The sequence below is a fragment of the Clostridium malenominatum genome (genome assembly GCF_039521365.1).
Lineage (GTDB): Bacteria > Bacillota > Clostridia > Clostridiales > Clostridiaceae > Clostridium_AW > Clostridium_AW malenominatum.
The window spans coordinates 147,014-170,685 of sequence record NZ_BAAACF010000001.1 but is presented as its reverse complement, the minus strand read 5'-3'; the positions used below and the strand labels follow the sequence as shown (position 1 = coordinate 170,685).

The 23,672-nt window shown below is 31.3% G+C and carries 25 protein-coding genes; 4 read left to right on the top strand and 21 right to left on the bottom strand.

The window, feature by feature from the left end; all coding sequences use genetic code 11:
• Positions 1 to 13 precede the first annotated feature (13 nt).
• Positions 14 to 1,051 carry a tRNA 2-selenouridine(34) synthase MnmH gene (gene mnmH, locus ABDZ69_RS00915; RefSeq protein ID WP_343765477.1) on the top strand — a complete coding sequence of 346 codons (1,038 nt, stop codon included), beginning with the start codon at positions 14 to 16 and terminating at the stop codon, positions 1,049 to 1,051.
• 31 nt (positions 1,052 to 1,082) lie between these two features.
• Here the strand turns inward: mnmH and ABDZ69_RS00910 are convergent, their stop codons facing one another.
• The 16 genes from ABDZ69_RS00910 to ppsA form a co-directional block, all read right to left on the bottom strand.
• Entirely contained in the window at positions 1,083 to 2,405 is a 1,323-nt protein-coding gene (locus ABDZ69_RS00910; RefSeq protein WP_343765474.1) for an amidohydrolase, read from the bottom strand.
• 154 nt (positions 2,406 to 2,559) lie between these two features.
• A complete protein-coding gene (locus ABDZ69_RS00905) occupies positions 2,560 to 2,898 on the bottom strand; it encodes a carboxymuconolactone decarboxylase family protein (protein ID WP_343765471.1) in 339 nt (112 codons plus the stop codon).
• A 150-nt stretch (positions 2,899 to 3,048) separates the two neighbouring features.
• On the bottom strand, positions 3,049 to 3,630 hold the full coding sequence (locus ABDZ69_RS00900; protein WP_343765469.1) for an HDIG domain-containing metalloprotein: 582 nt from the start codon (positions 3,628 to 3,630) through the stop codon (positions 3,049 to 3,051).
• 142 nt (positions 3,631 to 3,772) lie between these two features.
• Positions 3,773 to 4,756 (bottom strand): biotin synthase BioB, encoded by a 984-nt coding sequence (gene bioB / locus ABDZ69_RS00895; RefSeq protein ID WP_343765468.1) that lies wholly within the window; start codon positions 4,754 to 4,756, stop codon positions 3,773 to 3,775.
• A 220-nt stretch (positions 4,757 to 4,976) separates the two neighbouring features.
• On the bottom strand, positions 4,977 to 6,389 hold the full coding sequence (locus tag ABDZ69_RS00890) for a HAMP domain-containing sensor histidine kinase (RefSeq protein ID WP_343765465.1): 1,413 nt from the start codon (positions 6,387 to 6,389) through the stop codon (positions 4,977 to 4,979).
• Positions 6,386 to 7,108: a response regulator transcription factor gene (locus tag ABDZ69_RS00885; RefSeq protein WP_343765463.1), complete on the bottom strand. Its 723-nt coding sequence runs from the start codon at positions 7,106 to 7,108 to the stop codon at positions 6,386 to 6,388. Before ABDZ69_RS00885 ends, ABDZ69_RS00890 begins: the two co-directional genes overlap by 4 nt.
• Positions 7,109 to 7,249: 141 nt before the next feature.
• Positions 7,250 to 7,453: a hypothetical protein gene (locus ABDZ69_RS00880; RefSeq protein ID WP_343765461.1), complete on the bottom strand. Its 204-nt coding sequence runs from the start codon at positions 7,451 to 7,453 to the stop codon at positions 7,250 to 7,252.
• A gap of 11 nt (positions 7,454 to 7,464) precedes the next feature.
• A complete protein-coding gene (locus ABDZ69_RS00875) occupies positions 7,465 to 8,229 on the bottom strand; it encodes a hypothetical protein (RefSeq protein WP_343765459.1) in 765 nt (254 codons plus the stop codon).
• Positions 8,230 to 8,232: 3 nt separating this feature from the next.
• A complete protein-coding gene (locus tag ABDZ69_RS00870) occupies positions 8,233 to 9,120 on the bottom strand; it encodes an ABC transporter ATP-binding protein (protein ID WP_343765458.1) in 888 nt (295 codons plus the stop codon).
• Between the two features lie 17 nt (positions 9,121 to 9,137).
• On the bottom strand, positions 9,138 to 9,968 hold the full coding sequence (locus ABDZ69_RS00865) for a hypothetical protein (protein WP_343765455.1): 831 nt from the start codon (positions 9,966 to 9,968) through the stop codon (positions 9,138 to 9,140).
• A gap of 187 nt (positions 9,969 to 10,155) precedes the next feature.
• Complete coding sequence (locus ABDZ69_RS00860) at positions 10,156 to 10,965, bottom strand: TraX family protein (RefSeq protein ID WP_343765453.1); 810 nt, start codon at positions 10,963 to 10,965, stop codon at positions 10,156 to 10,158.
• Positions 10,966 to 11,132: 167 nt separating this feature from the next.
• Complete coding sequence (gene ygiD / locus ABDZ69_RS00855) at positions 11,133 to 11,909, bottom strand: 4,5-DOPA-extradiol-dioxygenase (RefSeq protein WP_343765452.1); 777 nt, start codon at positions 11,907 to 11,909, stop codon at positions 11,133 to 11,135.
• Complete coding sequence (locus ABDZ69_RS00850) at positions 11,902 to 12,504, bottom strand: DsbA family oxidoreductase (RefSeq protein WP_343765450.1); 603 nt, start codon at positions 12,502 to 12,504, stop codon at positions 11,902 to 11,904. Before ABDZ69_RS00850 ends, ygiD begins: the two co-directional genes overlap by 8 nt.
• A 64-nt stretch (positions 12,505 to 12,568) precedes the next feature.
• Positions 12,569 to 13,000: an Rrf2 family transcriptional regulator gene (locus ABDZ69_RS00845; protein ID WP_343765448.1), complete on the bottom strand. Its 432-nt coding sequence runs from the start codon at positions 12,998 to 13,000 to the stop codon at positions 12,569 to 12,571.
• A 194-nt stretch (positions 13,001 to 13,194) separates the two neighbouring features.
• Positions 13,195 to 13,641, bottom strand: coding sequence for a helix-turn-helix transcriptional regulator (locus tag ABDZ69_RS00840; protein ID WP_343765445.1), 447 nt, complete (start codon positions 13,639 to 13,641; stop codon positions 13,195 to 13,197).
• 446 nt (positions 13,642 to 14,087) lie between these two features.
• Complete coding sequence (gene ppsA, locus ABDZ69_RS00835) at positions 14,088 to 16,712, bottom strand: phosphoenolpyruvate synthase (protein ID WP_343765444.1); 2,625 nt, start codon at positions 16,710 to 16,712, stop codon at positions 14,088 to 14,090.
• Positions 16,713 to 16,862: 150 nt separating this feature from the next.
• Between ppsA and ABDZ69_RS00830 the strand changes: the two genes are divergently transcribed.
• Positions 16,863 to 17,435, top strand: coding sequence for a TetR/AcrR family transcriptional regulator (locus ABDZ69_RS00830; protein WP_343765442.1), 573 nt, complete (start codon positions 16,863 to 16,865; stop codon positions 17,433 to 17,435).
• Positions 17,436 to 17,799: 364 nt separating this feature from the next.
• Here ABDZ69_RS00830 and ABDZ69_RS00825 read toward each other — a convergent pair whose 3' ends face one another.
• A complete protein-coding gene (locus ABDZ69_RS00825) occupies positions 17,800 to 18,378 on the bottom strand; it encodes a hypothetical protein (RefSeq protein ID WP_343765440.1) in 579 nt (192 codons plus the stop codon).
• A 258-nt stretch (positions 18,379 to 18,636) separates the two neighbouring features.
• Between ABDZ69_RS00825 and catA the strand changes: the two genes are divergently transcribed.
• On the top strand, positions 18,637 to 19,290 hold the full coding sequence (catA, locus tag ABDZ69_RS00820; RefSeq protein WP_343765439.1) for a type A chloramphenicol O-acetyltransferase: 654 nt from the start codon (positions 18,637 to 18,639) through the stop codon (positions 19,288 to 19,290).
• 154 nt (positions 19,291 to 19,444) lie between these two features.
• Here catA and ABDZ69_RS00815 read toward each other — a convergent pair whose 3' ends face one another.
• From ABDZ69_RS00815 to ABDZ69_RS00800, 4 genes are all read right to left on the bottom strand, one after another.
• On the bottom strand, positions 19,445 to 19,984 hold the full coding sequence (locus tag ABDZ69_RS00815) for a GNAT family N-acetyltransferase (RefSeq protein ID WP_343765438.1): 540 nt from the start codon (positions 19,982 to 19,984) through the stop codon (positions 19,445 to 19,447).
• Between the two features lie 13 nt (positions 19,985 to 19,997).
• The gene (locus ABDZ69_RS00810; protein WP_343765436.1) at positions 19,998 to 20,594 is read right to left on the bottom strand and encodes a TetR/AcrR family transcriptional regulator; all 597 of its coding nucleotides are present in this window, start codon (positions 20,592 to 20,594) and stop codon (positions 19,998 to 20,000) included.
• Positions 20,595 to 20,781: 187 nt separating this feature from the next.
• A complete protein-coding gene (locus ABDZ69_RS17085; RefSeq protein ID WP_425544635.1) occupies positions 20,782 to 21,039 on the bottom strand; it encodes a nucleotidyl transferase AbiEii/AbiGii toxin family protein in 258 nt (85 codons plus the stop codon).
• A 205-nt stretch (positions 21,040 to 21,244) separates the two neighbouring features.
• The gene (locus ABDZ69_RS00800) at positions 21,245 to 22,180 is read right to left on the bottom strand and encodes a LysR family transcriptional regulator (protein WP_343765433.1); all 936 of its coding nucleotides are present in this window, start codon (positions 22,178 to 22,180) and stop codon (positions 21,245 to 21,247) included.
• Between the two features lie 136 nt (positions 22,181 to 22,316).
• On the opposite strand from ABDZ69_RS00800, the gene ABDZ69_RS00795 reads away from it, so the two are divergent.
• Positions 22,317 to 23,639 (top strand): Na+/H+ antiporter NhaC family protein, encoded by a 1,323-nt coding sequence (locus ABDZ69_RS00795; RefSeq protein WP_343765430.1) that lies wholly within the window; start codon positions 22,317 to 22,319, stop codon positions 23,637 to 23,639.
• Positions 23,640 to 23,672 lie beyond the last annotated feature (33 nt).

Genomic DNA, 23,672 nt, shown 5'->3' with positions numbered 1-23,672 from the left:
TAGTGTGAAATTTATGTTTAAAACCATTAGCTATGATACTATAGATAAAAATATGTTAAAAGGAAACTATGTGTTGGTAGATGTTAGGAGTCCTGGTGAATTCAATTCAGAGACCATTCCTGGTGCTATTAACATCCCTTTATTCTATGATGATGAAAGAAAGTTAATTGGAACAATTTATACCCAAGAAAGTGTTGAAAAGGCTAAAAGGATAGGAATACAAGTGGCTTCATCTAGGCTTCCTGTACTGTATGAAAGGATTTTAGAGTTAGAAAAACAATATGATAATATTATATTATTTTGCGCTAGAGGAGGATATAGGAGTAGTTCCTTAGTGTCTCTTTTTATGACCCTTGGTGTGAATATATTTAAACTTGAAGGGGGATATAAAGGTTACAGGCATTATATAAATGAAAATCTTCCAAAAATCCTTAGTGAAATTCAATTTGTCACCATCTATGGAAATACTGGAACGGGTAAAACCCATATTTTAAAATTCCTTAAAGAAGAGGGCATGGATATACTTGATCTTGAGGGTTGTGCAAATCACAGGGGTTCGCTTCTAGGAAGTGTTGGCCTTGGTGAGCAGAATACTCAAAAGATGTTTGAAAGTCTAGTTTATGAATCCTTGAAAAACAGAAAAACCAATGTTGTGTTTTTAGAGGGTGAAAGTAAAAGAATCGGTAGGATTATAATACCTGAATATCTTTATAGCAAGATAGGCACGGGAAAAAATATAGGGATAGATGCTGATATAAAAAGTAGAGTAAATAATGTATTAAAAGACTACGTCCACGAAACTGACGATGAGTTAATATCTGCTCTTAATCTTCTTAGAAAGCATTTAAGCAATACTAATATTGATAGGTTTATATGTATGATAAAAAATCATGAGTACGAACAAGTAATAGAAGAACTTATGACTAAATATTATGATCCCTTATATAATCATAACAATATATCCTATGATGCTGTGTTCTATAATATTTATACTGAAGAAACTTCTATTAAAATAATAGAATGGTTAAAAAAGACAGTTAGTAAACAATAAATGTTTATTAACTGTCCCTTCAAAACCTGTTTTATCCCTCAAATTCTTCTACTTTATCTATACTTTCCATAAAGTCCAAATAATCTTTCTTAGTCATTTTAGCTTTAAAATTATCTAATATATTTTTTCCTGCTTCTGCATTATTAAATAGTAAATCTACAACTGTTAAAGCCATAGCTTTAGCAGGTACTATATAAGCTTGTTCTTCATTAACGATTTTAAAGTCACGAGTGTGTAGGTTTCCTGTTATTCCGCCAATCATTGGATGAATTGTTGGCATTATATGAGATACATCTCCAAAGTCAAAAGATCCTGTAAAGTCTCCACCTTCTATTATTTTATCTTGTGGCATACCCATAAAAATTAGGTTTTCTTTAAATAAATTGTCTAATTCAGCATTTTTTAATACAGGAAGATATCCTGGAATATTTGTTATTTTCACCTTTGCCCCAACTGCCATTGCTCCAGCTTTTAAAGCTCTATCTACTTTAGCATTAGAATCTAACATTCCATCTATTGTTCTTGCTCTTACGTAAGATTCCATTTGCACGTCTGCTGGAACAGAGTTCACAATATCTCCACCCTTAGTAATTATAGGATGAACTCTTACTCTATCAGAATCTTTAAAAGTTTCTCTTTGCGCATGAATGTTGTTCATAGCAAGCATAGCTGCATTAAGCGCATTAATTCCTTCTTCAGGGGCTGACCCTGCATGGGACTCTTTTCCTATGAACTGAACTTTTTTTCCTATAAAACCATTGCTTACTGGTCCTATTAATGCTTCTTTGTCTCCCATATCTAGGGAGTGGAACATCATAGCCATATCTACATCATCAAAGTAACCTTTTTTAATAAGTTCTTGTTTCCCACCAAAATAAGTTAGCTTTCCTTCTTCTCTTAACTTAGCTCTATACTCTAATTCCACAAATTCTTCTGCTGGTGTTGCCATAATAGTTACATTACCGGAAAGCTCTGATAAAATGCCGCTTTTTACAATTCCTAAAGCAGCTCCAAGCATTCCCGCTATTTGAACATTATGCCCACAAGCATGAACCGCTCCCCCTGGAACTGCATCTACGTGATTTGCACAAGAAATAGCATCAAGTTCTCCAATAATCGCAACATTAGGCCCTGGTTTTCCACCCTTTAGAGTTGCTTTACATCCTGTAACTGCAATATTTTCCTCAACCTCTAGTCCAAGATTCTTCAAAAAACTTGCCGTTGCTTCTGTAGTTTTAAATTCCTTAAATCCTAGTTCAGGAGTAGCATAAATTTCTTTACCCGCTTTTAATATAAGTTCCCTATTATCATCTATTGCTTTAACTACCTTTTCTTTTAATTCATTTATATTCATGATATCCCCCTTCTTCCCATTTCTTTTATTTCTTGTACTTATATGTAAGTATTTTACCATCTTTTCTACTTATGATTTTTCAAAATATTTTATGATTTATTTTTAATATGATTATAACCTTTTTAAATATAATAGTCTATATCTTCCTTTACATCTACAGGCTCTGTAACACTTTCCTTAATACAAGTAATCCCTCCATCATTTTAGGGAATCCCACTGTTGGTGCTACGAGGAGTATAGCGTGTTCTATTTCTTCTTTTGTACAACCTTCATGTAAAGCTTTTAAAATATGCGTTTCTAAGGCATATCTATATTGACAGCTTGTAGACAAAGCCACCTTAAGAAGCCAGCGTGTTTTTTTATCTAATGGCCCTCCTTTTTCATGTAGTAATTTCCCAAAATTTTCGTAAGCCTCATAGATTTCACCATGATTTTCAATTAAGTATTTAAGATTCCTTTCTGTGACATCTGAATTATCAAAGTAATCATTCATTGTATCTCCACCTTACATTTTAATATATTTTAAATATATTATGTCTTAAAAGTACTATGGGCATCCCTTTATACTGAAGGAATGCCCCTTTTATTTGATAATACAAACTTATATTCACACTTTGCTTACGTCCTCTAATGACAAATTATATTAAAATTCACCTTTCAAACCAATTTCTTCAGCTACAGATTGCATACTTTTAATAGTTTCTCCAATTATGGTATCCATGTCCATGCCTAGCATTTCAGCACCTTTTTGAATGACTTCACGATTTACTCCTGCTGCAAAACCTTTTTGTTTCCACTTCTTTTTAACTGATTTTATTTCTAAATCATGTATACTTTTACTTGGGCGAAGAAGTACTGTTGCTGTTATTAACCCTGTTAATTCATCAATAGTATATAGTACCTTTTCCATTGTCTTAACAGGTTCAACGTCAACACATATACCCCATCCATGGCTTTCAACTGCATGAATATATTCTTCTGGATAATTATTTTCCATCAAAATTTCTCTTGCTTTTTTGCAATGCTCCTCTGGATACATTTCATAGTCAATATCGTGTATTAATCCAATGATTCCCCACTTCTCCTTATCCTCTTCACCTAACAGCTCTGCAAAATGAATCATTACAGCTTCCACCGCTATGGCATGTGTAATTAAACTCTGGCTTTTATTATATTTCTTTAAAAGCTCATAGGCTTCTGTACGAGTTGGTATCTTATTCCCCATAAAAACTCCTTCTTTCTTATGAATTTTCAGTTTTTTCTTTATAGACTATACTAAATCTTTATAAGAGACATGTCAAGAAGCTATAATATACGAAAATTCTTTACGCAATGTTGTGATTTAAATAGTTACTACAATTATTTCTTTAACTATTTTTTCTAATCTCTAGATTTAATTCATTTACCATTCTCTTATCATCGCATATTTTATTACCTGATGTTGTCAAGTAATTACCTGTGATTGTAGCATTGGCTCCTGCATTAAAGCAGTTTTTACCAAACTCATCTATGAGATTTCTTCCTCCACCAAGTCTTATAATAGCTTTAGGATTTATAAATCTGAAAACTGCAATAGTTTTTAGTATTTCATTCTGACTCAGACTTTTTGCATTTTCTAAAGGTGTTCCCTTAATTGGATTCAGCATATTTATAGGAATAGATTTAACTCCTAAATCTCTTAGTTGAAAAGCAAAGGTAACTCTATCTTCCAAACTTTCTCCCAAGCCAATAATTCCACCTGAGCAAATATCCATACCAGCCTGCTTAGCTGCATTTATAGTATTTATTCTTTCATCATAGGTGTGCGTTGTACATATATTTTCATAGTATGCTCTACTAGTTTCTAGGTTATGATGATACATAGTTATTCCTGTTTCTTTTAACTTAAGTAACTGCTCATATCCTAATATTCCTAAGGATGCACACAAATCCATTTTCACTTTTTTATTTAGCTCTTCATATATAGCCAGAACCTTTTCAAACTCACTTCCAGTAATTCCTCTTCCACTAGTCACTAAAGAAAATCTATTTACTCCCTCACTTTCATTTTCCTTTGCTAACTCTAAAACTGCTTCCTTTGAAATTAACTCATATTCTTGTACGTTAGTTTTATAATGGGCAGATTGCGCACAAAACTTGCAGTCCTCAGAGCAGCGTCCAGACTTTGCATTCATAATGGTGCAAAGGTCTACTTCCTTACCACAAAAAAAATCTCGTATGTTATTAGCGCTATTACATAACTCTACTATATCTTCTCTTTCTTCAAGGTTTGATAGTTTTATAGCTTCTTCAAAGCTTATATCTTGTCCATCTAATATCTTTTTCTCTATCCTCTTAATATATTCTTTCATATTGTGCTCTCCCCTTATTGTTTTTTAATCAATATATCCAATTTTTCTTAAAATATTTAATTTCTCATAACAATAATAATAAACAACCTCTTTATTGTCAACTTAATTTCTAATCATGGTTAACGATAAAACTATGATTAGAAATATTGTCAATAAGTTAAAATTTACTAAATCTATTTCATGATTAACATTTTTTGCATTAAAATTAAAAAACAGTATCTTAAAGGATTATTTCAATTTTAGTTCCCACTCCATACTCACTGTCAATATTTATAATCCCATTATGTGCTTCTACGATATCCTTGGCTATGGCCATTCCAAGTCCAGAACCTTTATGTCTTTTTCCTGTATTTGTACCTCTATAATATCTTTCAAAAATGTATTTTAACTCTTCTTCTTTAATGCCTTTTCCATTATCTATTATGAAAATATGAATTCTATCTTTCTTCTCTACTTTAACTTCTATATCTACATCTTCATTGTTATGAACTATAGCATTATATAAGATATTAGTAATAACTCTTTTTATTAGTATTTCATCTACATCCTTTTCAACAACTTCCCTTATTGCTGAAAAATCAATGCTCACGTTGCTAGTTTGTGGATTATTTAAAATATCTATTACAGCTCCTCTAACTAGACTTACAATATTTGTATTTTTTAAATTTAAAAGGAGAACTTTATTCTTTAGTCTAGTACTTAGATTTAAATCATCTATAAGGTCTTTTATATAGTTAGATTTATCTTCTATTATTTTGCTGTATTCTCTCACTTCTTCTTTTGTACAATCATATTCCTCACTGGATAAAATTTCAGCATATCCTTTCACTGAAACTAATGGTGTTTTTATATCATGAGAAATATTCGATATCCATTCTTCCCTCATTTTATCTAACTTTTTTCTTTCTTCTTCATTGCTTCTAAGTTTTGAAGATAAATTATTTATATTATGATAAATTTCTTTATAAATTCCTTTTTCTTCTCTTTTTAAATTATACTCTCCTTCAGAAAGGTTTTTAACATCCTTTATAATATTTACTAATGGCTTTGTAAGTCTTCTACTAAATAAATATCCAAATAATAAAGCTATAATGGCATCCATGAGTAAAATTATATACACTCCTGTTTTCAAACTATTACCTAAGTTATAAATGTCATAAGAAATAAAATTTCTCTTTATCCTTTCAGAAGGGAACCCTATAATATAACTATAATTTCTATCTCCAATTTTCTTTTCTGCTACAAATATAGTAGACATACTATCGGCTAAAATATATTTATATGCTTGGATTAATTCTACAGGAGTATAATGATTTTTAACTTTAACAGGTTTCTGATAATTATAAATTTCATTTCCTTCCTCATCTAAAACTTGCATCCAAGCCTCTTCTTCTCTTAAAATTTTTTCTCCATCACTATGGATATATATTTTATCTTTATCTTCCATTAAATACTCTTTAAATTCCCTGGTAAAATCCTCTGGTGAAGAATAGCTAATTCCATTTATTATGTCAATGTTATCTCTACTTCTATTAAATGCAAGAATAATTCCTACAATGATATTAATAAGCATTACAATAATGGCAACTGATACTACAGTTATAATAAACCTACCTGTTATTTTCCAATTCATATGTATTCATCCTTTAAAACAAACTTATACCCTAAACCTTTTACATTAATAATATACTTCGGATTAGATGGATCCTCTTCAATTCTCTCCCTTAATCTTCTTATATGTACCATTATAGTGTTATCAAAGCCTATATAATCTTCTCCCCATACTTCACTACACAACTTTTCCTTACTCATAATTTGATTAGGATGCTTTGCCATATGCAAAAACATTTTATATTCTTTAGGTTTCAATTCTATTAGTACTCCATTTTTTCTAACTTCTATTTTTTCCTCATCTATTTGGAAAGGTCCAAAATTCAATATACTACTCTTATTTTCCTCTTCTTCATTATAACTACTTCTTCTTAAATGGGCTTTTATTCTGTAGGCTACCTCCTTAGTGCTAAAGGGTTTTGTTATATAGTCATCTCCTCCCAATGCGAAACCTAGTACTCTATCAATTTCTTCAGTTTTCGCTGATATAAATAAAATAGGAATATTGGAGGTTTTTCTAATTTTTTTACAAACCTCATATCCCTCCTCATCAGGCAACATAATGTCTAAAAGAATAATATCTGGATTAATCCTTTTAAATAAATTAAATCCATTTTCTCCATCCTCAGCTGTATATATATTTTCAAAACCTTCTTTTTTTAACACCATAGACAATAACTTCAATATGTCCTCTTCATCATCTATTATTAATATCTTTTTTTTGCTTAATGACATTTCCATATTAAACACTCCTATTAAGCTTTTATTAGTTATATACTACATCAATTATATTGTATAAGAAAAGAACCAAATAATATATTTTAAATTTGGCTCTTCTTCTAACTTTATTTTATGTTTTCAAATAATTGTTATTTAAATTTATTATCTGTAGGGATAGAAAATATATACCAATGCTAATCCAGCTATAAAAAATACAAGTCCTATAGCTAGAAAGACTACCGTATTCCCATTCCATGCTGGTTTATTTCTAAAGGCTCTCCATCTGTAAGATACTCCACTCATTCCCATGAAAAAAAATCCAATAAATAAAATTATTATACTAAGTAGAAATAAACTATTTGCCATAATTATACCCCTTATTTTTTATTTTCTTTAATAAATGCAACATATATGAGTTTGGGTAAAATTAAACATGCCACTATAAATATAGCTCCCTGAATTACCATTATCCCTGTGCTTGCTTTATACTTTATTAGCTGTGAGGACATCATTCCCCATAATGGAGTCATAACAATAAGTTTACTAGGTAGAACATGTTCTAATATATATGGTATTCCCATAATTAAACCACCTAAAATAAATGGCATAGACGCGGATTTACTTATGGAAGATAAGTATAAACCTAGTTGAGAGAAGAAAAAAGAAGCTAGGATTATCGTTATAATCACTATTATCATCATTTGAAGTACATTTAAATTTGAATTTATCCCTTTGAAATACCACAGATTTTTTAATTGCATGTTCAAACCTTCAAAATTTACTTTCCTAAGCCCATCTAAATATATTGTAATCACTATAGAAAGATTTACTATAGAAGTTGCTATGCCTGCTCCTATTCCCTTGGCTACAACTAATTTTCTCTTTCCATTTTTTGTAGTGTTTATTAGGTCACTCATATTAGAATTATATTCTAAGGTATAAGCGCCAGACAAAATCATAAACATAACCAGTCCCATTATAGGTGTATATCCGTAACTTTTATAAAAAACATCCGCATAAATATCACTTACAGTACCATTGTGAATTAATAAGGTTCCTAATAACAAAGATGATACCCAAGTTATTAAAATACTTTTTTTTAATAGCATTTTTCTTAATTCTGCTTTTATAAGTGTACCCATTTATTATACCTCCTTTGTATTTTCTAGGTCGAAATAAAACATATAAACGTCCTCAAATTTAGGTTCTATAACCTCTGCATTTGCATAGTATACCACTCTATCGCTTACAATTCTAAGCTCAGTAAAATCTATTCCTCTTTGGAGATTTACTACCTTATATTTATTTTGTATTTCTTCCAATTGATTTTCATCATTGGTTCTTATTCTATACACTTTTCCATTCATATCAGATAGAATTTCCCTATGGCTTCCCTTCATAATCATTTCACCATTTTTTATCATAATGGTTTCCTTTGCTATGGACTCTATATCAGAAATAATATGAGTTGAAAGTATTATTATCTTATCTTTAGATATCTGTGATAATAAATTTCTAAACCTTGTCCTCTCTTGTGGGTCTAGTCCTGCTGTTGGCTCGTCTAATATTATAATTTTAGGGTCATTTAATAATACCTGAGCAATTCCTACTCTTCTTTTCATTCCTCCTGAAAACTTTCCAACAGCTTTATTTCTTACATCATATAATCCCACTAAATTTAATAATTCATCTATTTTTTTATTTACCTCCCTTTTGTCTATACCTTTTAATGCTGCTACATATTGTAAAAAGTTTTTAGCTGAAAAGTTTTTATAAGCTCCAAACTCTTGTGGCAAATAACCTATAACCCCTCTATATTTATCTTCTATACTATAAATATTTTTGCCATTATAAATTATTTCTCCCTTTGTAGGCTTTGTTAATGTAGCTATTTGCTTCATCAATGTTGTTTTACCCGCTCCATTAGGACCTAAAAGTCCATATACTCCATTTTCTAATGTAAGTGTTATGTTGTTATTTGCATTTTTGTTACCATAACTTTTAGTTAGGTTTTTTATTTCAAGTTTATTCATAATTAACTCCTCCTAATTTATCTTGTTAAAAATTTTCTAAAGATATTTGTACATGAAAATATTGCTATAAATAAAGTGGATACCATAATTACTAGGCATAGATTTGTTATATCTAAGGTCATAGAAAATACTTTTAACCTTCCAAAATGCATTCCAGCAAATTCATTGAAATTAAATATTAAATCTATAAAATTAATTTTTGAGAGTATCAACAATATTTCTTTTGGTAACCATTTAATTAAAGTCGTCACTTTACCTAAAAATATAAAAATCAAAAATCCGCTTGTTGATTGAATTGAATTTGTGGTAATGAATGAAAATAAGCTTGCCAATACTCCTAATGTCATAAAGATTACAAGCATAATACCTATTTTAAGTAGTACATATCCGTATATTGTATAGCCATCCTTAACTAATAATGGGTTGTCCAATATTTTTATAGCCTGTAATCCTCCATTTATAGGCTTTCCGCATTGTATATAGGTGATTATAAATTCCATGGCTAGATACACACTATATATAACTGTGGGAACTCCTATGCTTAAAGCTAACTTTGAGTACAAAGTTTTGTTTTTATTTCTTGATGATAAAATTAAATTATCAACGGTGGATATAATCTCATCTGTATAAATATTAGAAAAAATAATTATTATGATTATAAGCATAATAGAGGTCATAAGTGGATGAAATGCTCTATAATTAAATACCTTCCAAAATTGAATATTATTTATCCCCTCTAATTGTGGTTTTATAAATATCATTGATATAGAAAGTATAAAGAATAATATTGAAGTAATTATTCCATTCTTTGATTTAAATATTTTCTTTACTTCCCAGTTAATCATCATTCATTCCTCCTGTTCTTTCTTGTGTACAAGAATATTTTATCCTCCTATACTTAACTCTTAATAACATGAACCTTAATTAAAGCTTACAATTATCAATTTCCTATTCTTCAGCAATATTCAAAAAAAATAATAAAGGTAGATTTAAAATCCATCTACCTTTATTATTTTTGTATTATAATAATCTAATTTATTTGTTCATAATATAACATGATATAATGTAGAAAACATATATATGGGCTGGATAGAATAAGTAAAACAAATACTTCATTCCCCTTCCTTTTTTTCCATTATACAAATAGAATAGTGGTGCTGCAAAAACCATCATCCACTGGTAATTGTTAAAGAATAACCCTTTAATACTAAGTTCTCCTGTAAACATAATGCCTAAACACATTATTACATATACAATTATTAATTTTTTTCTATTATCTTTTAGTAGATACATTACTATTCCTAGAATTATAAATACTGGTCCACCTTCAACAAAAATAGGTATTGGAATAATAAAAATTAAATATTTTAAAATCTTCACATTCATCAAAGTTTCCACATTCATTATAAAAAATATGGATAATGCTACAGGTAATATGAATAATGCCCCGCCTAAAAATATTTTCATTGCATTTTTTTCTTTTACTACTTTTTTTATGAAGTCTACAATGCATAGATACACTGTAATCATAAATAAAGTAGCAAATATATTATTTATTAATTCTAAAGAATCTGTTCTCTTAAAATAATTAGGAATTAAGTAATTCCCTATGTTCATTAGAACTGATGCTAAATATAGTCTAAGCATGTACTTTTTTTTATTTCTAGTATGGGTGTACCCTTCTACTGTCATAAATATAAATATAGGTGCTACTATTCTTCCTACCCATTTAAAAGTTATAAGACTATCGCTTGCAAAATTAAAAAATTCATGAATATGATCAAATATCATAAGTATTAGTCCTGCTATTTTTAATTGAAATCCTGTAAGTCCTTTTTCTTTCATTTGTTGTCCTCCCTTTAATTATGATTTCACTTCAATTATAGAGGGACAAACTTAACTGATAATAACTTTAATATTAAATAAACCTTAATTTACTCAAGAAGTAATTTACATTGATTCTATATCTCTTCTTTTTAAGCTTTACTATAATGATTATAGATAATAATAATCTATCCTATTTTCACACATCTCATAGAAAGAGATCCATGATGTATTTCATTAAATATAAATTCAACTTTATCCTGTTCTTCCTTTAATGCCATAACATATAATAATGGTAAAAAATGTTCATCTGTTGGAGCAGAAAGTAACGCTACTTCCCCAAAATCTTTGTAATTAATTAACTTATCATGTTCGGCTTTAATAATAGCATTAGCCACAAGATTATCAAACTCAAAAGCCCAGCTATAAGGAATATCCTTCTCATTATGCTTCATTTTTCCTAAGTTATGAACTATATTTCCACTGGCTAAAATTAGTATTCCTTCCTCTCTAAGTTTGGCTAATTTTTTTCCTAAGTTATAATGATATTCTTCCTTTTCTAATACATTTAAGCTTAACTGAAATACAGGAATATCCGCCCTAGGAAAAATATGCTTTAATACGCTCCAAGCTCCGTGATCTAATCCCCATGTATTAGTTAGCTTTACATTATAATCTTTTAGTTCTTCAAAGGCTGTGTTAATATACGGTTTAGCTCCACTAGTTGAATATTTAACCTTATATAACTCTTCAGGGAATCCGTAAAAATCGTATATCTCTTTAGGTGAATCTTGTTCTGTGATAAAAGTTCCATCTGTTAGCCAATGAGCTGATATAACCATTATAGCCTTAGGTTTTTCTAATTGCTCACCTAGCTTATTAAGACTTTCAGTATAGGAATTTTTCATTATTGCATTCATTGGACTTCCATGTGCTATAAATAAAACTGGCTGTTTTTTAATCATTATTCCCCCTCCTTTTAATTATTTCTTCTAAATCTTCTTTTGATGTAATGCCTCGTACTACTTCGTTACCTATAATCATTGTAGGCACTGCTGTAATGTTAGCTTCTTCATAAGCCTGCTTCAATACTTCTTCCTGCTTATCTTTATATTTTCTTGTGTTTATAATTTCAATGAATTTCTCTTTATTTAAGCCTATTTCTTCAGCTAAATTAGATAATATTTCAACTTTTCCAATATCTAATTCTTCTTCAAAGAAGCCCTTAAAAACTCTTTCAACATATTCATTTCCTTTTCCAAGCTCAACTGCATAATGATATCCTTCAAAAGCTAAATTAGTATATGGATGAGGTGAAAGCTTTGGTAATTTCATATCTATCCCTAAATTTTTCGCCATTGGTTCAATATAATTATTCCATGAATTTAATTTTGAAGAATCCTTCCAAGGATCAATTCTAGGTGATGGCTCTGGCCTTAATTCAAATGGCATCCATTCAATATTTACGTCCTTTCCTTTTACAGCCTGGCTTAAGATTTCCTCTCCTAAAAAACAAAATGGACAAACAAAATCAGCATATACTTTAATATTTAATGTCATTTTAATAACCTCCCTATATCTCGTTGTAATCATTGTAGTTACAACACTTTTAAAAAAAATTGATTTACTTCTCAATCTTTTTTCTTAAACCTGTAACTACATATTTCATTGTTACATTTTCTAATACCTGTTCCATAGCTTCTTGAGCACTTACTAGTATGCCCTCCATCACTTCTTGAATATTTGCACCAATAGGACAATTTATATTTGGTGATTCATGAAATTGAAATAATTCTCCTTCTTGCACAACCTCCACAGCCCTATATACGTCTAGCAATGTTATTTGGTCTAACTCCTTTAATAAATAAGCTCCACCAGCACCTGTTATAACATTAACCAATCCAGCTCTCTTTAACATTCCCATTACCCTTCGTATAACAACTGGATTAGTATTTACACTATCTGCAATCCATTCAGAAGTACATAAATTTCTATCTTCCATAGATAGTATAGATAAAATATGAACTGCTACAGAAAATCTACTGCTTATTTTCATTTTTATCACCTCTGTTGTAACCATTATAGTTCCAACCAAAAATGAAGTCAATAGTTTTTATAAACTTTTTAATTTAAACAACAAAAATCCCCTAAAACTCTCGCCTTAGGGAACATAAAGCATACTTCAATATTTACTTAAAAGTTTTCAAATCCTTTGATATATTAGCTATTTAAATAAAGGATACGCTTCTTTTACTTGGCTTTCTTTTTTGCCATTTTGTATTTTTGATAAAGAATGTCTTTTAAAACCAAAACAGTGTCCATATCGTTAAAATCAAACTCATTTTTAAAAGTGTCGTACAAATCGGATATCTTCTCACAATAGGTATTTATTCCTTTTATTCCTTGATATGAAGCTAAAATCGGATACTTTTTGCTCCATGCACTGGTCCAGTCAATTTCATCAACTATCATTTCGATACTGGTGACATCACCACCAATATGGCTTCCACTAATAAGATAGTCATAACTTACATTGTATAGTTGACTTAGTAATTTTGCTTTAATCAATTCAGGAATCGTTTGGTCGGTTTCCCATTTACTTACTGTCTGTCGAGATACACCTAATTTATCAGCAACATCTTCCTGAGATAAACCTGATTTTTTACGCAAATCTAATAATTTTTCGCCTAATGACATAATAATCACCAGCCTTTCTATTATTTCAAGTTAACTTATAAATACAGTATACTAAAATCTAAAATTATTTTCTATCAAGCGAAAATGGAAACTTGTCAACTAAACTTAACATCTTAATCTGCATAAATGGTTCCCTCAAATAAACAGTTCCCTTAATTTGCACCTCACTTGAAAGCTTTATTCGGCATAATTATTTAAATTGATAATTATATCATCATGATTTCATTTGTTTTTCAAGACAAAGTACCCATCTTTTCCTTTCTCAATTAATCGGTTATTTAGTAGTATCCTTAACTTTCTACTAGCGGAAGCAACAGTAGAATTATGTCGAGTTACTTTCTCTTTTGATACTCATATTGATTACTTTTCCTCCTGTTCAAGGGGCACTGAGCTCCCTTTTCATGCTAGTCATCGTCGTCCTACAACACAGGATCTACTTTTCTCTATTACAATATCTCTATATACCCTTCTGTTCCATTAACTCGAATTCGCTGTCCATCCTTTATTAATTTAGTTGCATTTTCCACCCCTACCACTCCAGGAATACCGTACTCTCGAGTCACAACCGCTCCATGGGTCATTAATCCTCCTACCTCAGTCACTAGCCCTTTAATGGACACAAACAATGGTGTCCAGCTAGGATCAGTAAATGATGTTACCAAAATATCGCCCTCCTCTATATTTGCATCTTCCAATTTCAATACAACTCTTGCTGTTCCTTCAATAATGCCAGATGAAACCGGAACCCCAACCAAAGCATCTTCAGGTATATTATCAGTATTATATTCTCCAGAAATCACTTCCCCCTCCGAGGTCATCACTCTTGGAGGCGTCAGTTTCTCATATATTTCATATGCCTCTTTTCTCTTGGCAATGATACTGTAATCTAACTTATTTGTCTGAACAACATTCCTAAATTCATCAAAGGATAGATAATAAATATCCTCTACTTCTTTAATAAGTTCCTTTTTCAGTAATATATGAGCTTCTTTCATAAGGGCATTTTTATAAATTTGAAAACGTTTTATAAAAGAGTACTTAGGATACTCCCTAAAACCAATGACGTTTCTTAAAACACTAATCATTTTCTTTGCCTTTTTTACCTTGCCCTTTCCGCCAGACAATTGTTCTAACCGACTTAGAATCTCTTGTTCTTCTGCCAATGCTTCTGTCCGTCCTTGTTCAAATTTAGCAGTGCTTGAAGTTTGCTCAACGATTTTTATGTTACTAAGAATCATAGGAATGATAGCTGTTGGTTTTTCACTCCAACGAGTCTTCGTTATATCTATCTCTCCAGGACAACGTACACCATATTTTCTAAGAAATTCCTTTATCGCATTGCCAACGGCTCTTCCGCCTTCTAATTTTGATAATTCGTCAAAAAATGTCTCATCAGATGCATGTTTCAAATATTCAATAACAGACGGATATTGCCTAGTGACATCAGCTACCTCTAAAAGTTCGAACCCCATTTCAGTAGTAACATTGTTTTCTACCGATTTAGAAAGTACATCCACAGTACCTTTTTCACCTAACCATTTTTCCATTTTTTTATTAATCCAGTTTGATACAAAACCTCCAACTACCATCATGCTCATGTTTTTGGGTCCTGTCAGTACATCTTTTAATTCCTTTGTATCATTTATAATAAATTCAAACAACCGATCTCCTGACAATGTTTTGATCCTTTGCTCCATATCTTCTATTAATTTTTCATTGTATGTAATTATGTCTTTTATGATCTCAGAATCATTTTTCATGTACACCTTAATCGCTGGTATAATCCACGATAATGCTCCTGAACCTGTACTGATGGTACCCTTTCCTTTTGGAAGCTCTTTAATAAACTCTTTACGTTTCATTAAGTTGACTAGAGCATTCTTCATTAATATGTCAGCATTACCTGTACTGGATAATAAAACCTTTCTTCCAATAGGTGAAGATAGATCGTAGGTTCCATCTATAAACAGTCTTCCGCCGGCTGACTTTAAATTTTGACCAAACCAAAATGATAGCATTTTACAAAATGACATTCCCAACGGTTTGATGTCTTCAGTCATCATCTGTAAATGTCCTAAAGAAACATACACGCGATTCTTTGAATCTTCGGCTTCTGGTATTGGATATAATGTCGTAATTGGTCTACTTTGAACAATATAGAACCTTCCTTCAAACAAACACCACTCAATATCTTGAGGGTAAGCAAAGTATAACTCAATACGTCTTCCTATTTTTTCAAGATGTAAAATCTGTTCATCCGTCAAAGTTTGCACCTTTTGTTTTTCCTCTTCAATTTCTCTTTCTTCCGTGCCGCCTTGCTTCAGAGATCTAATTGCTAATTTTTTCGTGGAAATCTCTTTATCAACAATCCTTCCTTCTCGCACTTTATAATTATCTGCATTGACTAGTCCTGACACTAAGGCTTCTCCAAGACCAAAACTTGCATCGATGGAAAGCAATTTCCGATTGAATGTGACGGGATCTGCTGTAAACATAATTCCAGAAGCTTCTGGGAAAATCATCCGTTGAATAACCACAGCTAAATATACCTTGTGGTGATCGAAGCCATTTTGTATTCTATAAATGACAGCACGATCTGTAAATAAGGACGCCCAACATTTCCTAATATGATCTAAGATAGAATCAGTGCCTACTACATTCAAGTAGGTATCCTGCTGTCCAGCAAAGGAAGCTAGTGGTAAATCCTCAGCTGTAGCACTTGAGCGCACGGCATACGCATGTTCTTTGCCAAACTTAGATATATATCTAATAATTTCAGACTTAATTTCTTCATTTATTTCTTTCTCTTCAATAACTTTACGAATCTTTCTACTAATTTTCTCAATTTTTTCTCTGTCTCTTGCTTGCAGTAAAGATAATTGATCTAACAGTGTTTTAAACTTATCATCATACTCCACTACTTTTTTATAAGTTTCTGTAGTAACACAAAAGCCCTCTGCTACCATTATCCCTTCAATTTTAGATAGTTTACCTAAATTTAATCCTTTGCCTCCGACAGCCATAAGTTTTGTTTTATCAATCTCATTAAAATTAAGCACATAAGAGCTCATGCTAATTCCTCCTCACCGAACTTAAAATTATGAAATATTTATATTATATATTTCACAATACATTAACAAATATATCATGTCAATATACTTATGAAATATTATCTTGATATATTTCATAATGCTTGTTATATTTATATTGAGGTGAATTTTATGAATGGCTTTGAAATCCGTAGAGAAAACAAAAAGAAAGATATTTTAAATGCGGCTCTCCAGCTCTTTTCAATGCACGGTATAAAAAATGTTAGTATTGCTGAAATAGCAAAAAAAGCTAATGTTTCTCAAGTCAGTATTTATAATTTTTTTCAAAGCAAAGAAAATTTGGCAAGACTGGCCTTCTTTAACATGATGGATGGTATAATGAGTGATTTGGAAGCATTAGTTGCAAGTGATCTTTCTTTTAGGGAAAAGGTTAATACGATGCATTTTATTTCAAGTGAAGCAGGCAATAACTTTAATGAAATCTTTAATCAAATTGAGTTTATAAATGATCCAATAATTCAAAATTTCCTTGATGAGTATGGAAAAAATAAAACCGTTCCTTTATTTATGAACTTAATCAAACAAGGTAAATTAGAGGGAGATCTACACAGTGAAATTTCTTCTGAATCACTTCTAATTTATATTCATGCAATCAATAAGGCACTACATTCTAATTCAAGTAAAAAAGTTCAAAGTGATTTAGGTAAATTGTTTTTTTATGGCTTATTTGGACCGAGTAACTAATTTTTTTATAAAAATTACACCCCAACCATCAAATTTGCATATCTAAAGTTGGGGTAACCTTGGGTCGCGCTCGCATGATGCGTCGGAATTATACTTGTGGCATATATTTTCTTGATGAGGCCGTATAAAAGCGAGTGTAAAAATGCACTTTTTGAGCCCGATTTTTTCTCGTTTTTCGCTTGAAAACCTCAAGATATTGTGGTTAAACCGTCTTATTTCTTCTTATCACCACTGCAATCCTATAACGCAGGAGAGAAATCTTAGATATTTAGCTTGTTTAGGTGCTAAAAGACAAATTGGAATTTATGAGTTTAGCATTTTTCTTAATTCTCTCACTCTAGATAGAAAAACCAAATCACTTGCATCACAATAAACTTTTTAGAGCTCTTGTTAAAACAGTATCCCAAGGTCTTGACTCAATCACTCTAATACCATTCTGATTACAAGTATCTGTTATCCACTTCCCATATGCAATACTTATTTCAGCTCTGTAATGTTGTAAATCGCCACCTTCTCTTGATAAATAATTCTGTAATATTTGATTAATATCTGTTTCATTCACAAAAATTGATTTTACCTCTGGATTCTCAAAAGACTTTGTGAACTCGGGATAGATAAAATCTCCCTCAATAATAATAGGTAATTTATCTTCAATATGCCTGTTTACAAGCTCTTTCAATACCGGAATCATTTCTTTACTTACATCAATCAACCAGTTTACATTGTCATCAACTCCGATATTTTTCCAATTTACACCAGTATTCCAATAATGTATTGCAGGAAAACTTTCCTTCGTTGTAACCGTTTCTACAGATAGGTGAACATCATCTACTTCTAAGACATTCACACCATAAAATCGAGCAATTTCATAAGCAATGCTCGATTTGCCTGTTCCCGAAGCTCCACCAATAAATAAAACTGTCCAGTTTCTATCATTATTCACTTATTAATCTCCTTCACAAATTCTGATTTATTAAATAATACCACAAACAAGTATGAAAATATATCATTGAATATTTATGCACATATATTTAATGCTATTCTTAATAATCGACTTTGACTTCAGTAATTAGAATACACTTTTATATGATTGCATGGTATAATACTATATTAAATTACACGAAACGGGGTGAAAATATGGAACTGGCAGTTAAGGTAGCTCCTAAATGTTAAATTTAATTTTACTTTTAGGAGGATAATCATGAAATTTAATAAAATAAACATGGAACAGTGGGATCGCCGAGAGCATTTTGAACATTATTTTAAACATGTAAAATGCGGATTTAGTATTACAAAAAATATTGATATCACAAAGCTTCTGACCATGAGCAAGGCAAAGGAATTTGCGTTTTATCCCATTGTTTTGTATATGGCCTCAGTTGGGGTAAATGCTCAAATGGAATTGCGAACTTATGTCAATGAAGCTGGAGAAGTTGGATACTGGGAACAAGTCCACCCATCGTATACGGTTTTTCATAAAGATACACATACCTTTTCTGAGCTTTGGACGGAATATTCGAAAGAATTTAAGGTGTTTTATCAAAATTATAAGGCGGATATGCACTTGTACGGAAATGATCACAGCTTCTTTCCTAAAAAGGATTGCCCGCTCAACAACTTTCCCGTATCTTGCATTCCGTGGAGTAGTTTTTCTGGATTTAATTTAAACTTATTCGGAGACAATCAATTTCTCTCTCCAATCATAACCTTTGGTAAATACTTTGAGGAGGGAGATACTGTACAACTACCAGTTTCCGTACAAATCCATCATGCAGCTGCAGATGGTTACCATGTTTCTCAGTTTCTTGTTGAGCTACAAAAACTCGCATTAACAGCAGAAGAATGGTTGTTATAAACCATTTCTATTACATTATATATTTTTAATCGTATTTCATATAAAAAAGGAAGCATGTTGCTTCCTTTTTTATTCTCTCTGCTTAGCTGATGTTTTATTCACTGTCTATAATTTCACTTTTTAGGTAATTTTTCCTACGACTTCCTGTGTGAGCTTATTTATAGCTAACAGATAGATATTCGTTCTTTAAAATACTCATTATGACGATATCATGCCAATTTCCGGCACGATAGAAGGCCTGACGTAATATTCCTTCACGTTTAAATCCCATTTTCTCATAGAGTTTAATTGCTCTTTCATTGAACGAGAACACCTTCAGGGATATTCGATGTAAGTTAAGTTCACTAAATGCAAGCTCTATTATTAGAGAGAGAGCTGCCGCGCCAATACCTTTTCCCCACATGTTTTTTACTCCAATATCAATAATACATTCAGCAGAACGGTTTTTATAATCAATATTACTTAGAGAAACAATACCGACCGCTTGATTACTCTCTTTATGCTCAATTATATAGCTTTTTGCATTAGATTGAGAAATTATTGATGAAATGAATTCTTCCGTTTCTTCTAAAGTATAAGTGTCAAGTTGGGGACTTGTGGTATACATGACCTCTATGTTGTTACGCCAATTATGATAAATATTGTAATCATTGAGTGATAATTTTCGTAGTTTTATGATTTCATTTTCAAACATTGAATGATCCTCCTTAAGATAAAATACTCTCAATCATATTATTCAGTAAATCAAATATTTTAGAAAGTTTAACACTGGAACAAAATTGATTATATTGTTGTAACATAATTCCATCAATCATTGCGATAAGTAATTCAGAAAAAGAATTTACATCAATTGTATCTCTAAATTCTCCCGCCTCAATTCCCATATTAATGAATAACTGAATAGCATTCGCAAGCTTTTCATGCCTTTCTCGTAAATATGGAATTTCAGAAACATCATGTGAAAGGAAAAATTCTGATTTTGCACGTACTAAATTCGTTTCTGAATTTTGTACTGACAAAACTATTTTCTGAATCCAATCTTTTAACTGCGGTAATAAGGGTTCTTTGGGATTAGGGCTTAAAACTGATTTCATGTTTAAAAAATCATCATATTTTAAGGCAGCTAGAAAAACAGAATCAATATTTTCAAAATGTGCGTATAAACCGCCCCTCGATATTTCGGCTTCATCCATAATGTCTTTCATCGTGGCATTAGAATAACCTTTCTTAGCAAAAACATTAACGGAAGCTATTGCTATCTTACTTTTTCGTGCTTCCAGATATTTCTCACTTACCTGCGGCATTAAAGTCACCTCCTATGATAAAATAGATATTAATGTCTATTTTATCATAGGACTCAATAGTAAATTTGTCAATACTATTTCTTGACAATCTTCCAGTTGTTGCACACAAAATAGGCGCTGATTTGTGAACATCCAGGCATAAAAAGAGATACCATTTCCACAGTATCTCATAACTTTTAATTTTATTCTATTGTATCTCCACACTCCATATCAATAACCACAGAAACGTTTTTCGTTGTAGCAACACACAAGTCTCCACATGACTATGATGATTTTTTTGGTAAGCCTTCCCCTTAAATGACTGTTGCTTAGACCTAATATCCCACAACTCCATTACTAAAGTTTCTATATCCTTCCACAAAATATCATAGAAATCTCTTATTCTTGTATTTGCAATGTCCCTTGAGATAATCGTTTCAACTTTTTCAGCTAATACTGTTTCTATATTAACAGGAATTATTTCACCTCTTAAATTTCTGTATCCTTAGTTAATCTAAAAATCTCACTTGTCTTCAGATCATTATCTATCAGCCATATATGATTTGTCTAATATCTAGAACCAAGCATTTAAATGTATGGCGCTGATTCATGGGATTATGATTATTATTAAAGATTAATAACATTAGGTAGGCAAAGTTTAGGAAAATCTGTTATCGCAAAAATTTTTGTTTTTGTAAGGATGCTATTTCAATAAAGTCTACAATCGCATTCCAAAGATATGGCTTCTTCAGCCATCCAAACTTTATCTGGTAACCACCAATATTATCAAAGTGAAACATCTGAACCTTAGACAGTTTATCATAACTCAGAATTCTATGAACAAAGATATCTGGGCAAAAGCAAGCACCAGCTCCTTGAGCACAAAGTTCCAAAAGCGTCTCAATGTTCCCAGATTGAACACTTATATTTGGAGTAAAGATTGCATCGGAAATTATGCGTTCCCCGATTTTACCAGCAATGTCTTCCTGGTTACTAAGTAAAAAGGGACACTGTGAAAGAGCGGAAATATTCTGTGTTTCCTGTATAATTTGAATAATTTCTTCTGCCTTATCACTATAAATGTTTTGTAAAAGAATAATTGGAACAAGAAGAACAATCTTTTCACTGTAAAATGGCTGTACTTCAATTTCAGGTATATCGTCCGAAAAACTAGCAATTATTAAATCAAGTTCATTATCTAATAATTGTCGACATAAATTATCATTTGCAGTTTCTATGATTTGAATCTCCATTTTTGAATATTTTTCTTTATAGCTTCCAATAAGCTCTGGCATGATGATACGCCCTCTAGTATGGGCAATTCCGATACGTAGAACACCTTTCTTTTCAGAGTTAATATCGAAAAACTCATGTTCCATTGAAATCCGTAACTTTTCATATTGTTTTGCGTAATTGTAAAATACTCTGCCAGCATATGTCAGTTCTAATGGTGAAGTCCGAATAAAAAGTCTACATCCCAATTCTTTTTCAATTGTTCCAATGTGCGTACTAAGCGTCTGCTGCGTGATATGTAGCTTTGATGCCGCCTTTGTAAAACTTCGTTCCTTGGCAACATAGGAAAAATACTTCATACTTAAAAAGTTCATATTACCCTCCTTTTCTCAATCAAGTAAAGTTTTACAAATATATAATACAGTATTAATACTGTATTATATACTGAAATTATCAGTTAGACAACTGTTATTCCCTTGTATAGAATATAAAGAAAGGGGGAATGACAAGATGGAAATAATAATATTTGGAATTTTTATAACGGGACTGCTTTTGTCAATTTTACTTGGTGGCTCAATCCTGTATGCTTTACTTTTAGGATATATTCTCTTTTTTATTTACGGATTAATAAAAAAATATAGCATTTCTCAAATGATCCAGATGTCTCTAGAGGGAGTGCAGAAGGTAAAGGATATTTTATTGGTATTTTTACTAATTGGAATAATTACTGCTGTATGGCGTGGTGCTGGGACTATCCCAATGATTATCCATAGCTCCTCAAAATTGATTATACCGTCAGCCTTTATTTTGATAACCTTCTTGCTTAATTGTTTAGTATCTGTACTGATAGGTACAGCATTTGGAACAGCTGCAACGATTGGTGTGATTTGCATGATGATAGGAAATATTATGGGTGAAAATCCCATTTTTGTTGGAGGAGCTATCCTATCTGGAATTTATTTTGGCGATAGGTGCTCACCTATGTCTACTAGTGCGCTTCTAGTTAGTGTACTAACAAAAACCGATATTTTCCAAAACATTAAGCAAATGATATACACCTCCATTATTCCCTTTATTGTGACTTGCATATTCTATCTATTAATTGGGATAGTTGGGCAAGGTGATTTTTCATCATTAGATATACTACACTTGTTTACTGAGAATTTCATACTGAATTGGGTTACTGTTTTACCTGCTGTGCTAGTGATTATTTTATCTCTCTTTACTATAAACGTAAAATATATCATGATTATCAGTATTTTGGCAGCAAGTATTATTTGTATTATTGTCCAGCAGATGGATGTTTTAGAACTTCTACGAATTATGATTACAGGATACCAGGCTAAAGACCCGCAATTGGCTTCGATGATAGATGGGGGTGGAATTATCTCTATGTTAAAAGTTTCTGCTATCGTCTGTATTTCTTCAACCTACTCTGGAATATTTGACGGAACTGGATTACTAGAGAAACCTAAAAAATATATTGCTTTGTTGGCGTATAGATTTACACCATTTAGCAGTGCACTTATGACTTCTATACTTGCAGGTATGATTGCTTGTAATCAGACCTTGACTATTATGCTTACCCATCAACTATGCAAAGAAATAATTAAGGATCAAAATGAACTTGCTATCACTTTAGAGGATACAGCGGTAGTAGTGTCGCCACTTATACCTTGGTCAATTGCCGTTGCAGTACCAATTGCTACTATATCTGCACCTGTAAGCTGCATACTTGCTGCCTGTTATTTGTACTTACTTCCAATTGTGAATTTACTAAAATCAAAAAAGATAGTTTTGAATATCCATTGTGGAAACAGTAAAAAAAACTAAAGCTAATGCTACCTTTATTATGATTTCAGGAGT

What these genes read in the sequence shown, in the direction of transcription:
- catA (WP_343765439.1), top strand. Translation starts at nt 18,637, where the DNA reads ATGAAATTTAATAAAATAAACATGGAACAGTGGGATCGCCGAGAGCAT.
- ygiD (WP_343765452.1), bottom strand. Translation starts at nt 11,909, where the DNA reads ATGATTAAAAAACAGCCAGTTTTATTTATAGCACATGGAAGTCCAATG.
- ABDZ69_RS00900 (WP_343765469.1), bottom strand. Translation starts at nt 3,630, where the DNA reads ATGGGGAATAAGATACCAACTCGTACAGAAGCCTATGAGCTTTTAAAG.
- ABDZ69_RS00795 (WP_343765430.1), top strand. Translation starts at nt 22,317, where the DNA reads ATGGAAATAATAATATTTGGAATTTTTATAACGGGACTGCTTTTGTCA.
- bioB (WP_343765468.1), bottom strand. Translation starts at nt 4,756, where the DNA reads ATGAAAGAATATATTAAGAGGATAGAGAAAAAGATATTAGATGGACAA.
- ABDZ69_RS00810 (WP_343765436.1), bottom strand. Translation starts at nt 20,594, where the DNA reads ATGCCGCAGGTAAGTGAGAAATATCTGGAAGCACGAAAAAGTAAGATA.
- ABDZ69_RS00840 (WP_343765445.1), bottom strand. Translation starts at nt 13,641, where the DNA reads ATGTCATTAGGCGAAAAATTATTAGATTTGCGTAAAAAATCAGGTTTA.
- ABDZ69_RS00910 (WP_343765474.1), bottom strand. Translation starts at nt 2,405, where the DNA reads ATGAATATAAATGAATTAAAAGAAAAGGTAGTTAAAGCAATAGATGAT.
- ABDZ69_RS00815 (WP_343765438.1), bottom strand. Translation starts at nt 19,984, where the DNA reads ATGTTTGAAAATGAAATCATAAAACTACGAAAATTATCACTCAATGAT.
- ppsA (WP_343765444.1), bottom strand. Translation starts at nt 16,712, where the DNA reads ATGAGCTCTTATGTGCTTAATTTTAATGAGATTGATAAAACAAAACTT.
- ABDZ69_RS00850 (WP_343765450.1), bottom strand. Translation starts at nt 12,504, where the DNA reads ATGACATTAAATATTAAAGTATATGCTGATTTTGTTTGTCCATTTTGT.
- ABDZ69_RS00830 (WP_343765442.1), top strand. Translation starts at nt 16,863, where the DNA reads ATGAATGGCTTTGAAATCCGTAGAGAAAACAAAAAGAAAGATATTTTA.
- ABDZ69_RS00845 (WP_343765448.1), bottom strand. Translation starts at nt 13,000, where the DNA reads ATGAAAATAAGCAGTAGATTTTCTGTAGCAGTTCATATTTTATCTATA.
- ABDZ69_RS00870 (WP_343765458.1), bottom strand. Translation starts at nt 9,120, where the DNA reads ATGAATAAACTTGAAATAAAAAACCTAACTAAAAGTTATGGTAACAAA.
- ABDZ69_RS00800 (WP_343765433.1), bottom strand. Translation starts at nt 22,180, where the DNA reads ATGAACTTTTTAAGTATGAAGTATTTTTCCTATGTTGCCAAGGAACGA.
- ABDZ69_RS00860 (WP_343765453.1), bottom strand. Translation starts at nt 10,965, where the DNA reads ATGAAAGAAAAAGGACTTACAGGATTTCAATTAAAAATAGCAGGACTA.
- ABDZ69_RS00905 (WP_343765471.1), bottom strand. Translation starts at nt 2,898, where the DNA reads ATGAATGATTACTTTGATAATTCAGATGTCACAGAAAGGAATCTTAAA.
- ABDZ69_RS00890 (WP_343765465.1), bottom strand. Translation starts at nt 6,389, where the DNA reads ATGAATTGGAAAATAACAGGTAGGTTTATTATAACTGTAGTATCAGTT.
- ABDZ69_RS00885 (WP_343765463.1), bottom strand. Translation starts at nt 7,108, where the DNA reads ATGGAAATGTCATTAAGCAAAAAAAAGATATTAATAATAGATGATGAA.
- mnmH (WP_343765477.1), top strand. Translation starts at nt 14, where the DNA reads ATGTTTAAAACCATTAGCTATGATACTATAGATAAAAATATGTTAAAA.
- ABDZ69_RS00875 (WP_343765459.1), bottom strand. Translation starts at nt 8,229, where the DNA reads ATGGGTACACTTATAAAAGCAGAATTAAGAAAAATGCTATTAAAAAAA.
- ABDZ69_RS00880 (WP_343765461.1), bottom strand. Translation starts at nt 7,453, where the DNA reads ATGGCAAATAGTTTATTTCTACTTAGTATAATAATTTTATTTATTGGA.
- ABDZ69_RS00865 (WP_343765455.1), bottom strand. Translation starts at nt 9,968, where the DNA reads ATGATGATTAACTGGGAAGTAAAGAAAATATTTAAATCAAAGAATGGA.